At 74.1% G+C, this 11026-nt stretch carries 12 protein-coding genes; 5 read left to right on the top strand and 7 right to left on the bottom strand.

The window, feature by feature from the left end; genetic code table 11:
• Positions 1-915: 915 nt before the first annotated feature.
• The 3 genes from AB0Q99_RS29270 to AB0Q99_RS29260 are packed head-to-tail and all read left to right on the top strand — an operon-like array spanning position 916 to position 2944.
• Entirely contained in the window at positions 916-1176 is a 261-nt protein-coding gene (locus AB0Q99_RS29270) for a hypothetical protein (RefSeq protein ID WP_360262711.1), read from the top strand.
• Between the two features lie 32 nt (positions 1177-1208).
• On the top strand, positions 1209-2192 hold the full coding sequence (locus AB0Q99_RS29265; RefSeq protein WP_363576580.1) for a beta-ketoacyl-ACP synthase 3: 984 nt from the start codon (positions 1209-1211) through the stop codon (positions 2190-2192).
• On the top strand, positions 2189-2944 hold the full coding sequence (locus AB0Q99_RS29260) for an SDR family NAD(P)-dependent oxidoreductase (protein ID WP_363576579.1): 756 nt from the start codon (positions 2189-2191) through the stop codon (positions 2942-2944). Before AB0Q99_RS29265 ends, AB0Q99_RS29260 begins: the two co-directional genes overlap by 4 nt.
• Positions 2945-3938: 994 nt before the next feature.
• Here AB0Q99_RS29260 and tpx read toward each other — a convergent pair.
• Both tpx and AB0Q99_RS29250 read right to left on the bottom strand, forming a co-directional pair.
• On the bottom strand, positions 3939-4439 hold the full coding sequence (tpx, locus tag AB0Q99_RS29255) for a thiol peroxidase (RefSeq protein WP_363576578.1): 501 nt from the start codon (positions 4437-4439) through the stop codon (positions 3939-3941).
• Between the two features lie 988 nt (positions 4440-5427).
• Positions 5428-5796 (bottom strand): hypothetical protein, encoded by a 369-nt coding sequence (locus AB0Q99_RS29250; protein WP_363576577.1) that lies wholly within the window; start codon positions 5794-5796, stop codon positions 5428-5430.
• Positions 5797-6271: 475 nt separating this feature from the next.
• On the opposite strand from AB0Q99_RS29250, the gene AB0Q99_RS29245 reads away from it, so the two are divergent.
• Positions 6272-6658, top strand: a complete 387-nt coding sequence (locus tag AB0Q99_RS29245; protein WP_363576576.1) for a VOC family protein — start codon at positions 6272-6274, stop codon at positions 6656-6658.
• Positions 6659-6676: 18 nt separating this feature from the next.
• On the opposite strand, the gene AB0Q99_RS29240 is transcribed toward AB0Q99_RS29245, so the two are convergent.
• The 3 genes from AB0Q99_RS29240 to AB0Q99_RS29230 form a co-directional block, all read right to left on the bottom strand.
• Positions 6677-7069, bottom strand: a complete 393-nt coding sequence (locus tag AB0Q99_RS29240) for a hypothetical protein (RefSeq protein WP_363576575.1) — start codon at positions 7067-7069, stop codon at positions 6677-6679.
• On the bottom strand, positions 7066-7356 hold the full coding sequence (locus AB0Q99_RS29235; RefSeq protein WP_363576574.1) for a hypothetical protein: 291 nt from the start codon (positions 7354-7356) through the stop codon (positions 7066-7068). The genes AB0Q99_RS29240 and AB0Q99_RS29235 overlap by 4 nt, the downstream gene beginning before the upstream one ends.
• A gap of 111 nt (positions 7357-7467) precedes the next feature.
• Positions 7468-7848 (bottom strand): GNAT family N-acetyltransferase, encoded by a 381-nt coding sequence (locus AB0Q99_RS29230; RefSeq protein ID WP_363576573.1) that lies wholly within the window; start codon positions 7846-7848, stop codon positions 7468-7470.
• Between the two features lie 97 nt (positions 7849-7945).
• On the opposite strand from AB0Q99_RS29230, the gene AB0Q99_RS29225 reads away from it, so the two are divergent.
• Positions 7946-8485, top strand: a complete 540-nt coding sequence (locus tag AB0Q99_RS29225; RefSeq protein WP_363576572.1) for a GNAT family N-acetyltransferase — start codon at positions 7946-7948, stop codon at positions 8483-8485.
• Positions 8486-8911: 426 nt separating this feature from the next.
• Here the strand turns inward: AB0Q99_RS29225 and AB0Q99_RS29220 are convergent, their stop codons facing one another.
• Positions 8912-9274, bottom strand: coding sequence for an ArsR family transcriptional regulator (locus AB0Q99_RS29220; RefSeq protein WP_363576571.1), 363 nt, complete (start codon positions 9272-9274; stop codon positions 8912-8914).
• 580 nt (positions 9275-9854) lie between these two features.
• The gene (locus AB0Q99_RS29215; RefSeq protein ID WP_363576570.1) at positions 9855-10727 is read right to left on the bottom strand and encodes a bacterial transcriptional activator domain-containing protein; all 873 of its coding nucleotides are present in this window, start codon (positions 10725-10727) and stop codon (positions 9855-9857) included.
• Between the last annotated feature and the right edge of the window lie 299 nt (positions 10728-11026).

Here is an 11026-nt window from a genome sequence, read left to right as displayed (position 1 = left end):
CCGTCCGGTGTCCGGCCGTCCGGCTGTCCGTCCGGTGCTGCCTGCGTCCGACCGACCGACCGACTGTCCGTCCGACCGTCCGACCGACCGACCGACCGTCTGGCCGTCCGGCCGTCCGTCTGGCCGTCCGGCCGACCGACCGACCGTCTGGCCGTCGGTCCGACCATCTGGCCGGCTGTCCGTCCGGCTGTCCGTCCGGCTGTCCGTTCGTCCGGTCGTGCGTGCGGGTGCCGGCGGTTGGCCGGTGGGCGTGCGGGTGCGGTGTGTTGTGGGTCAGGTAAGCGCGTGTCTCGCAAGCGGTGCGCAAGGGGGGTGGGGTGTGGGGGGTTGCGGGGCGTTTGCGCGGACGCGGGTTTCATGCGGTCTCGACAAGACACGCGGCCCCCACGGCCGGGTCGCTTCCCTTCCGCCTTCGCCGGCCGGGGTGGTGCTTGTCCGGGCCTGTGCCGTTTCCCTGTCGGTTTTCCCGCCGGGGGGTGGTCTGCCGGTCCTGCTTTCTCCTGTGCGGTTCGCCGTGGTTTTCCCGTGGTTTCCCCCTGGTTCCGGTTCTCGTGGTACCCGCTCGCGGTGGGTGTGACGGTGTGTCAGGACCGGTGATGGCAGGGGGGTTACGGGTTCGGCGGGGTGTGGTGCGGGAGGGCGGGAGCGGTGGGACGCATCCCTCGTCCGTGCGGGTGGCGGGGGGTGGTCGCGGTGTGCCGGGCGGGTCGCCGCCGTCGTCACGGGCCGGCGGGCGCGGAGGGTCGCGGTCCTGGGTGGGCGGTGTCCCGGCCTTGCCCCCCCTTTGGGGGGTGTTCGCCCCTTCCGGGGGGTGGCCGGGTCGTTCCACCCTTCGGTTTGTCGTTCCCATTCGACGCGTTGACAGCCGCCCGTTCCGGTGTTCCCGGGCCGGGCGAGGAGAGGAAACGATCACTCATGTCGCAGATCCCCACCATCGAGGACCTGGCGCAGCAGCTGCAGGCGGTCTCCGGTGCGCACGAGATCGACGCGGACGCGGCGTTGCAGCACATCGCGGACGTGGACTCGCTGGACCTGATGGAGTGGCTGTACGGGTTCCAGAACCAGTACCCGCACATCCCGGCCGACGAGTCGCTGTTCGCGGACATCGATGACACCACGACGCTGCGGGTGGTGCACGAGCGGATCCTGGCGCTCGTCCCGGCCGAGGCCAACTGAGGCCCCGGGGGCGGGGAGGGAGGGTTCGGGTGATGAGCGGTTTCGACGTCACCGGCTGGGGGATCTTCGTGCCGGAGCGTGTGGTGACCAGCGCCGAGCTGGCGCGGCGTTTCGGTGTGGACGAGCACTGGATCGTCTCGCGGTGCGGGATCCGTGAGCGCCGTGCGGTGGGGCCCGGGCAGACCACGGCGTCGATGGCCGTGGAGGCCGGGCGGCGGGCGCTGGAGCGTGCGGGTCTGACGGGTGCGGACATCGCGCACCTGATCGTGGCGACGGCGACTCCGGAGCAGCCCTCGCCGGCGACGTCGGCGTTCGTCCACGACGAGCTGGGTATCGCGGGCAGCGCGCACGACGTGAACTCCGAGTGCGCGGGTTTCGTGTACGCGCTGGTGACGGCGGCGGGTCTGCTGCGGATGGATCCGCGTCCGATCCTGGTGATCGGTTCGGACACCCACACCCAGACCGCGAACCCCGCCGACCGGGATCTGTCGATCCTGGTCGGTGACGGTGCGGGGGCGGTGGTGCTGACGCCGGGGCCGGTGGACCGGATCCGGGCGTGGAACCTGGGCGCGGACGGCTCGTGCAAGAACAGCCTGAAGGTCCTGGCCGGCGGGTCGCGGATGCCGACCACGGCGCAGACCGTGGAGCAGGGCCTGCACTACGCGCAGATCAACGGCAACGAGATCTACCTCAACGCGGTGCGGTACACGGTGCGTACGATCCGCGAGACGCTGGAGCAGGCGAAGATCACGGCGGCGGACGTCGATCACGTGGTGCCGCACCAGGCGAACATCCGGATCATCAATTCGGTGCTCTCCCACACGGGGATCCCGGCGGACCGGCTGGTGACCAATCTGGAGCGCTACGGCAACACGGCGTCGGGGTCGATCCCGATCGCGTTGGCGGAGGCGCTGGACGCCGGGCGGATCAAGGACGGGGACACGGTGCTGCTGGCCGGGTTCGGCGCGGGCATGACGTGGGGTTCGATCCTGATGACCTGGGGAGGCGTGCGATGAGCGGCAAGGAGGCCTTCGGGGCCCGTCCGGTGTCGCCGGTGGCGCTGGTCACGGGTGCGTCCGGGGGGCTGGGCAGTGAGCTGGCGCTGGCCCTGGACGCGGCGGGGTGCCGGGTCGCGGTGCACTACAACAGTTCCCGTGAGGGGGCGGAGAAGACGTGTGCGCAGCTGGTGAACGATCATGTGATGGTCACCGGTGACGTGGCGGACTTCGCCGCGGTGAGCGCGATGTACGAGCGCATCGTCGCGCAGCTGGGTCCGGTGGACGTGCTCGTGAACAACGGGGCGATCCGCAAGGACGCGCTGATGGCGATGCAGGATCCGGCGCAGTGGCGGCAGGTGATCGACACCAATCTGGTCGGTTCCTTCCACACGGCGCGGGTGTGTGTGCCGGCGATGCTGCGGGCGCGCTGGGGCCGGGTCGTGAACATCGTCTCCCCGTCCGCGCTGATCGCCACGGCCGGGCAGACGGCGTATTCGGCGTCGAAGGCGGGGCTGATCGGTCTGACCCGGACGCTGGCGGCGGAGTGCGGGCGCCGGGGTGTGACGGTGAACGCGCTGTCGCCGGGTTTCATGATCACCGGGATGACGGACACGCTGCCCGAGCACGTCGTCGCGGGGATGCGGGACAAGGTTCCGGTGCCGCGTTTCGTGACGCCGCGTGAGGTCGCGCGTTCGATCACCCTGTTCCTGGACCAGGACTGCATGACGGGGCAGGTCATCAGCATCGACTCGGGTGCCTCCATCACCTGAGCGGGTGTCGGTGCTTCCCGCCGTCCCCGGCGCCGCCTCTCCCGGCTCTCCCGCCTGTCCCGTCCCTGCCTGTCCTTGCCTGTCCCTTCCGTCCCTCGTCCCTTCTCTCTCTCGTTCCTGACCGTTCGTGCTGTTCCTCACCGTTCGTGCGGTCCGTGCGGTTCCTGACCGTTCCTCACCCCTGACCGCTCGTGCGGCCTCTTTCGCCCCGCCCCCGGGCCACCGCGCCCCCGTCCCCGGCCCTACCGCCCGGGGGCGGGGGCGCACCCGTGTGCCGTGTGGCCGGGGGGCGGGACGCGGGGCCGTACCGGGGCCGTACCGGGGCCGGGCCGGCGCCCAGGGGCGGCTCCGGGACGCGGACGTGGACGTGGACGTCGACGTGGAGAGGAAGGAGTGACGCCTCGGCCGTCCCCGTGACGCGGTCGGACGTGCGGGCCCGGTTCAGAGCGCCTGTGGCGGTGCCGGGCCCCGGCGGGCCGTCAGGTCCCGGTGGCAGCGGGCGGGTGCGCACGGCGGGGCGGGTTCTGGGGCGGGGGCGGGCGTGCGGCGGGGCGGGTGGCCTCGCGCTCGTGGGCGGGGCCGAGGGGAGGCGGCGTGTGCGGCGGCGGCGTCGTCGGCCGGGACGGTGCGTTTTGTCGCGACCGGGTCCGCGGGCGCGGTGGCCCGGTGCCGTCCGGACGCGGCGGGTCCGTCGTGGGGGTCCCGGGCCGCGGCGGCCGTCCGCCGGGCCTGCGGGTCGCCCGGCTGTTCCCGGGGCAGTGGCGGGTCCTCGTCGCGGGCCTCGCGCGGTGTGACGCGGGCGGGCACGGGAGCGGGCACGGGGGCGGGGGCGGTCACGGGCGGGTGTGTCCGTCGTGCGGCCGCCGCCCCCTGGGGGGCGGTGGGAAGACGGTTGGGTGCACACCGGTGGCGGCGGCCCGCGCCGGGTGCGGGCCGCCGCCACCGTACGCGCGCGTGGTGCGGGTGCGGTGCGTGCGTGGGTGTGCGGGGTGGGTCAGGCCAGGACGGCGAGCGCGGCCTCGTAGTCGGGCTCGTCGGCGATCTCGGTGACGAGTTCGGTGTGCAGGACGGTGTCGTTCTCGTCCAGGACGACCACGGCGCGCGCGGTCAGGCCCGCCAGCGGGCCGGAGTTGATGGCCACGCCGTAGGCGTCGTGGAAGTCGCGTCCGCGCAGGGTGGACAGCGTCTTGACGTTGTCCAGGCCCTCGGCGCCGCAGAACCGGGCCTGCGCGAAGGGCAGGTCGGCGGAGATGCACAGCACCACGGTGTTGTCCAGCGCGCCGGCCTGGGCGTTGAAGGTGCGCACCGACGTCGCGCAGGTGGGGGTGTCGATGCTGGGGAAGATGTTGAGGACCTTGCGCGCGCCCGCGAAGTCCTTGAGCGAGGTGTCCGCGAGTCCCGCGCCGACCAGCGTGAACGCCGGAGCCTGGCTGCCGGAGGCCGGCAGCGCGCCGCCGACCTCGACCGGGTTCCCCTTCAGCGTGACCTGAGCCATGAAAAGCCTCCTACCAGCGGTATACGGGTGGTAACGCCGCCGATCCTACTGCCCGCCCACGGCCCCGCCCACGGCCCCGTCCCGCCCACGGCCCCGTCCACGGCCCGCCCACGGCCCCGGCCCGCCCACGGCCCCGTCCACGGCCCCGGCCCGGCCCGGCCCACGGGGGCGGTCACCGGCCGGACGGGCCGGACACCCGCGAGGGGGCGGGGCGTGGGGGAGGGCCGGTGCGGTACGGCGGGGTGGTGGCGCGGGCCGTCGCCCGTGCCGGTGGTCCTTCCTGTGCCGGTCCCGGCGCTGTGGTGACGAGGGGTCCGACGCCAGGGCGGGCTTGTCACGGCCGGGGTGAGGCGGCCACGGCCGCGCGGAGGGCACCCGGCCCGGGGGCCTGCCTGTCGGCCCACCGGCCCACCGGCCCACCGGCCCACCGGCCCACCGGCCCACCGGCCCACCGGTCGACCGGCCCACCGGCCCACCGGCCCACCGGTCGACCGGTCGACCGGTCCCCGGCCGGTGGCGGGCCGCGCGGCCGGGACCGGGGACCGTCTCGGTCGGGGCCCGGGTGAAGCGTTCGGCGGGCGGGGCCGGGAAGGCGGGGCCGGCGGGCCGGGGCGGCCGGGTCCGTGAGCCCGGAGGCGTTGTGCGTCCGGGTGCATCCGGCCCGCGGTTTCACAGGCGCCGCACGGATGCCGCAGCCGGCCGGGGCGGCCGTGGCGGCCCCGGGGCGGGGCTCGCCGCACGCTGCCCCCGGAACGGGCGGTGGCGCGGGCGGCGCGGCGCCGGCCGGCCGGACGGACGGACGGTCCTTCGTGCTCGTGTGCCGGTTCCGGACACCGCCGCGCCCGGCCGCGCGCCCGCTCCCGTGCCGGGCGCGTCCTCCCCCGGAACGCGCCCGCGGCGGCCCGGGGGACCCGGGCCGCCGCGGGGCGGGCGGCGGCGGTGCGGTGGTCACCGTGCGGTGGTCACCGTGCCGGCCGCGCGCCGGTGCTCAGTTGAAGACCAGGACGTCGGTGCGCATCGGCAGCGGGCTGTTCCACCCGATGTTGATCTTGAAGGTGACCACGCCGTTGCCGGGGGCGATGCTCGACACCTGGAAGGGCGCGGCGCCGACGAACCTGGCCCCGCCGGCGTTGATCTCCGAGGCGGTGATGACGACCGTCGAGTCGGCCCCGATGACGTTCCAGGGGATCTGGAGGTTGAAGGTCCCGTTGCCCGGGCTCCACGTCCACCACCCCCGCCACACGGCGCCGACGTTGCCGCCGATCGCCGCGAGGCCCTGGCTCTGGTCCTGGTCGGCGGGCTGTGAACTGTCCGCGATCCGCGGCGCCCCGGAGGCGGAAGACTCGGCTGCGGCCATGACGGCTCCCCTCGTACCGGGAGAGCCCCCACGAGCTCTCCGTACACGATGAGTGTCCGCTGGTGAGCGTAGCGTCACAATCACTCGTGCGGGTGAACCTCCGGCGGGTCGCACCCCGCCCGCCCCGCTCGCCCCGTACGCCCCGTGTGCCCGGGCCCGTCCCGGGAGTCCCGCACGCCCCGGCCCCCGGGGGAGAGGCCCGCGCGGGGGCGGGTCCCGCCGTGCCCGGCGGGCGGGCGCTCACGTGTGCCGGGGCGGGCGGTGACGGACGATGCCCCGGGGAACGGGAACGGGAACGGGAAGCGGTGCCGGCGGGCCCCGCGTACGGCCCGCCCGTCCCGTCCCCGTCCGCCTGTTACGCCTGGGGCGCCGGGCTCCGGCCCGCCGCCCGTTCTACCGCCCGTTCCGCCGGCCGGGCGCCGAAGCGCCCGCGCCGTGCCGCCGCCCGGGCCCGTACACCGGAGGAGAGACAGCCGTGAGGATCAACCTGACCAGCGTCTTCGTCGACGACCAGGACAAGGCCCTGCGTTTCTACACCCGGGTCCTGGGGTTCGTGAAGAAGACCGAGGTGCCCCTGGGCGGGCACAGCTGGCTGACCGTCGTCTCGCCCGAGCAGCCCGAGGGCCCCGAACTGCTGCTGGAGCCCGACCACCACCCCGCGGCCAAGGCGTACGTGGCGGCGCTGGCCGCCGACGGGATCCCGGCGGCCTCCTTCGCCGTGGACGACGTGCACGGCGAGTACGAGCGGCTGCGCGCGCTGGGAGTGCGTTTCACCCGGGAACCGACCGCCCTGGGCCCGGTGACCACCGCGGTGCTGGACGACACCTGCGGCAACCTCATCCAGATCGCCCAGTACCACTAACACCCCCGCCACCGCCACCTACGGTTCCAGGCGGGGGTCGTCGATGTCCACGGTGGCGATCGCGGGCGGATACAGCTCCGGACGGGCCGTCAGGATCAGATGCTGCAGCGGACGCACCGGAGTGGGCAGGCTCGTAGCGATGGCATGGGCCAGATCCGCGCCTCCGTACCCGTCACGGACCATCGTCGCCACCACCACCGCGGCACTCGCATCCAGAGGCTCGAACTCGAGCGCGGGCAACGCCATGACCGCGTGCGCGGCACCCTCGTCCTTGACCTCGGCCTCGACCACGCACAGCACTGGCACCAGCAGATGCTGGAACGGACTCCGCAGAGCGGAGTCCACGATCCGGTGCAGACGCGGGTGACCGGTGGCCAGCGCGGACAGGGCACTGGAATCCAGAATGATCACGCGCCGCGCCTCGGGGCGACCTTGGCGCGCGCATCCGCCGCGGCGATGTCATAGACCCGCTGCAGCAGGTTCGGGCCCTCGTCCAGCTCCGTGTCGGAGAGGGTCATCCCGAAGTGCTCCCGCAGCAGCCGACGGCCCTCGGCAACGCGCTCTGCGATCTGCTCCGCGGTGGGCTGCGCCTCCACCAGCAGGGCTACCTGGGCGCCAATCGTGGTACCGCGGGCCGCAGCGAGAGCGGCCAGCCGGTCACGCGTATCAGGGGAAACCTTGATCGTCGCATCAGCCATACCGCGATCGTACACCGCTGGTACACCAGTGGTGTACCGATCTGCCCGGCCTGGAAAAGCCGGGCTCGCACCGACGGCACGTTGGCGGCGTACCAGGCGGACTGCCGCTGCTCACAGCGGTAGCCGGCAGAGCATGACGGCGTAGCGGGGGCTGTCGGCGAAGGGTTGCCGGTAGCCGATCTGGTGGTAGCCCCAGGATTCGTCCAGGTTCTGCACGCGCGGGTGGCCGGGGTCCACCAGGAGGACGACCAGGTCCTCGCTGCGGTCCTCGAGGAGGGCGTTGTGCGGCTGCTGTGAGATGCCCTTCTTGCGCCGGGTCGGGCGGACCATCGGCTCGGACGGGGCGAAGGTCGCGTCGGCAGCCGGAGCGGAGTCCATGTGCTCGCGCCACCATTCGCGGCCGGCCGACAGCGGGCCCCCGTACGCGAAGCCGACCGGCTCGGCGCCGTCGGACAGGATCCGCCGCGAGTGTGAATCCCGCAGGTTGATCACAATCCGATACGCGCCCTAGGGCGCGTCCGGGGTCCGGATCCGGGTGGAGCCGGACGTTTCCCGTTCGGTCGGGGGGACCGCCTGTTAGCGTGCGCGGATGGAAGACCTGGGATCCGTGGCGTGGCCGCCCGAGCCGATCGGGACCGACAGGCTCGTGCTCCGTGAGCCCGGGGCCCGGGACCGTGCGGCGTTCATCGAGCTGCTGGCGTCGCCGCAGGTGCACGCCTACCTCGGCGGCCCCCGGCCGCGTGAGGAACTCGAGCGCGAGATGCCCGGCGTACCCGAGCGGTGGCCCGGGAGTTTCGTCGTCGATCTCGACGGGTCGATGATCGGCCAGGTCCTGCTCAGGAGGGCGAGCGGGCACCGGCGCCCCGCTGCCGCGGGGAAGGCCGAGCTCGGCTACCTGTTCCTGCCGCGGGCGTGGGGATTCGGGTACGCCGCCGAGGCGTGCGCGGCGGCACTCGGCTGGCTCGCCGGCGCGTTCCCCGGCGAGCCGGTGGTGCTCACCACCCAGAGCGCCAACGCCGGCTCGATGCGTCTCGCGGCGAAGCTGGGGTTCACCGAGGTGGAGCGGTTCGAGGCCTGGGGCGCCGAGCAGTGGCTCGGCACGCACTCCCCGGTCACCCCCTCCGGCTGAGTTCGCGCCGAAGTCGCCGGGGAGTGCCCGCCCCTCCACGCGTGAGCAGGGGGCGCGTGGGGCGTCGCAGTGGCCGACTCCCGGGGCTGCGGGGCGTGACGGCGGTAGAACGGCGCGACGAAGGACCGCAGCACCAGCGCGTAACCCCCGCCGCCGCCCGGGCGTTCGACGTCCACGCGGCGCATCCGCGAGGTCCACCCGCCCTTGAGCGGCGTCACCGCCGTGATCCGCTCACCGGGCCCGAGGACGCCCCCGACCCACCCGAGGGTCGCGGCCCACTCCCGCCCGCCCGTGTCCGTGCCCGTGCCCGTGTTCTCGATCACGGACCGGCAGCCTGCGCCCGCCCCCGGCCCGGCACCGGCGCCGATCCCATGACGCACCGTCAACTCCGTTCGAAACGAGGGGCGACGCCGGGCCACTACGGCGTCAGGTCGGGCGAGGCGGGGAAGTGTCCCGGACCTCCGCGTCGGCGGCGGCCACCACCGCCGACAACAGGCCCGGGAAACGGCGCTCCAGCTCCTCGCTGCGCAGCGCGTTCATCTTGGTCGTGCCCACGTAGTACTGGCGCAGCAGCCCGGCCTCGCGCAGCACGCTGAAGTGGTGGCTGGAGGTCGAACGCCCCACCGGCAAGTCGAAGGAACCGCAACTCAGGTCGGCCATCGAGTGCGCCAGTGTGCGCACCACCGACCTGCGGGCCGGATCAGAGAGCGCCTCCAGCACCTGCTGGACGCTCACGTCCTCCACGCCAGGGTGCTCGATCACCCGCGCCGCCACGCGTGCCCGTCCCACACCCACCACCCCTTCCCAACGCTCGACCCCCGTCCGTCCAATGGTCAAAAACCGCGCCGTGAGCGCGACTTCACGCCCCGACGCTACTACGACCGAACCGGCTGCCACCCCACCGCAACACCTCCGCAACACGCCCGCGGACACCGGCGGACGGAGCCGGGAAGCCGGGCGGCGGGGGAGGGGGAAAGGAGGGAGGGAAGGGAGGACGGGGGAGAGGGAAGGGGGAGGGGGCCACAGGGGTGAGGGCGGGTGGTTGCGGCGCCGGTGCGCCGCGCCGGGCGGCGGGGGAGGGGGAAAGGAGGGAGGGAAGGGAGGACGGGGCAGAAGGGAAGGGGGAGGGGGCCACAGGGGTGAGGGCGGGTGGTTGCGGCGCCGGTGCGCCGCGCCGGGCGGCGGGTCCCCGCGCCCCGGGCCCTCGGCGGGCGGGGGCACGGGACGCGGGGAACCGGCGCGGGGGACAGGGGCGGGACGCGGGCGAAGGGGACGCGCATCCCCCCGGCCGGGGCGCCGTGGGGTGCGCCGCGGACGGGCCGTGCGGGAACCGGCCGTGCGGGGACCGGCCGCGCGGGGCGGCCCCCCGTCAGGCCGCGCGCGCCGGCGACGGCGCCGGACGCGGCAGCCGGGTCAGCGCGAGCGGCTCGAAGATCCCCATCAGCACCGGATCCACCGGACGCACCGCCGCCGGCGCCGGCGGCGCCGGGGACGGAGTACGCAGCAGCGCGAGGTAGAGCTCCTGCGTCTCCGCGGCCGGGTCGATGCCCAACTCCTCCGCCAGCACCTGACGCAACTGCTGGTAACAACGCAGCGCCTCGGCCCGGTTGCCCGAGGAGGCCAGCGCCTCCATCCGGCACCGGTACGCACTCTCACGGAACGGCGCCCGGCGCACCGCCTCGTCCGCCCAGCGCAACGCGTGGTGCTCCTCACCCAGCGCGGACGCCGCCAGGCTCGCGGTCTCCAGCGCGCCGATCCGCAACTCCTCCACGTGTTCACGCACCCCCTGCGCCCACTCGCCCTCGTGGTCGGGCAGGAACGAACCCCGCAGGTTGGCCAGCGCCCCGGCGGCCAACTGCTGGGCGACCGCGTGACCCCCGCAGGCCAGCGCCTCGCCGGCCTCGCCGACCGCCGACGCGGCGGCCTCCAGGTCCACCGCCGCGTCCGCCGGCAGGCGCAGCACGTAACGGCCGCCCTGCGCGATCAGCGGCGTCGCACCCGGACCCTGCCCGGGATCGGTCACGAAGGCCCGCACCCGGCTCACCACGCTGCGCAGCGCCGAGGCCCAGGTGTCGGGCAGCCCGTCGGGCCAGATGGTGTCGGCCAGTTGGTCGCGGCTGGTGCCGCTGGAGCGCTCCAGCACCAGGCGGGCGAACGCCACCTGGGCCTGGGCGCTGGACAGGTGCTGCGGGGCACCGCCCTCGTGCTCGACCGTGACCAGACCGGTGAGGCGGATCAGCATCGCCGCGCCCCCGATCTGCCGGACGGTCTGTCTTCCCTGAAGCCGTTCAACGTTGCTCCAACCCCCTTGAGCCAAAGCGGAAGTGACGGCCCGTGCCGGCCGTCGGCATGGGAAACCCGGAACAGAACCACAATTTCTCACCGCCGATCGGTCGTTCGATTTTCGGCGGATTTCGACCATACATTCGCCGCGAGGCGCGGTGTCAACACTGGTTGCGAAAACATACCCACCGGCCGGTCGATGCGTCGTAGGCGCAAGGTTTCAGCACGTCAGAGCGTCACCGCAGGCCGGGGGAACGG

The organism is Kitasatospora sp. NPDC086791 (assembly GCF_040685975.1).
Classification (GTDB): Bacteria; Actinomycetota; Actinomycetes; order Streptomycetales; family Streptomycetaceae; genus Kitasatospora.
The sequence above is the reverse complement of the archived record's forward strand: the minus strand, read 5'-3'. Positions and strand labels throughout refer to the sequence as shown.

What these genes read in the sequence shown, in the direction of transcription:
- AB0Q99_RS29225 (WP_363576572.1), top strand. Translation starts at nt 7,946, where the DNA reads ATGGAAGACCTGGGATCCGTGGCGTGGCCGCCCGAGCCGATCGGGACC.
- tpx (WP_363576578.1), bottom strand. Translation starts at nt 4,439, where the DNA reads ATGGCTCAGGTCACGCTGAAGGGGAACCCGGTCGAGGTCGGCGGCGCG.
- AB0Q99_RS29215 (WP_363576570.1), bottom strand. Translation starts at nt 10,727, where the DNA reads ATGCTGATCCGCCTCACCGGTCTGGTCACGGTCGAGCACGAGGGCGGT.
- AB0Q99_RS29265 (WP_363576580.1), top strand. Translation starts at nt 1,209, where the DNA reads ATGAGCGGTTTCGACGTCACCGGCTGGGGGATCTTCGTGCCGGAGCGT.
- AB0Q99_RS29270 (WP_360262711.1), top strand. Translation starts at nt 916, where the DNA reads ATGTCGCAGATCCCCACCATCGAGGACCTGGCGCAGCAGCTGCAGGCG.
- AB0Q99_RS29250 (WP_363576577.1), bottom strand. Translation starts at nt 5,796, where the DNA reads ATGGCCGCAGCCGAGTCTTCCGCCTCCGGGGCGCCGCGGATCGCGGAC.
- AB0Q99_RS29260 (WP_363576579.1), top strand. Translation starts at nt 2,189, where the DNA reads ATGAGCGGCAAGGAGGCCTTCGGGGCCCGTCCGGTGTCGCCGGTGGCG.
- AB0Q99_RS29235 (WP_363576574.1), bottom strand. Translation starts at nt 7,356, where the DNA reads ATGGCTGATGCGACGATCAAGGTTTCCCCTGATACGCGTGACCGGCTG.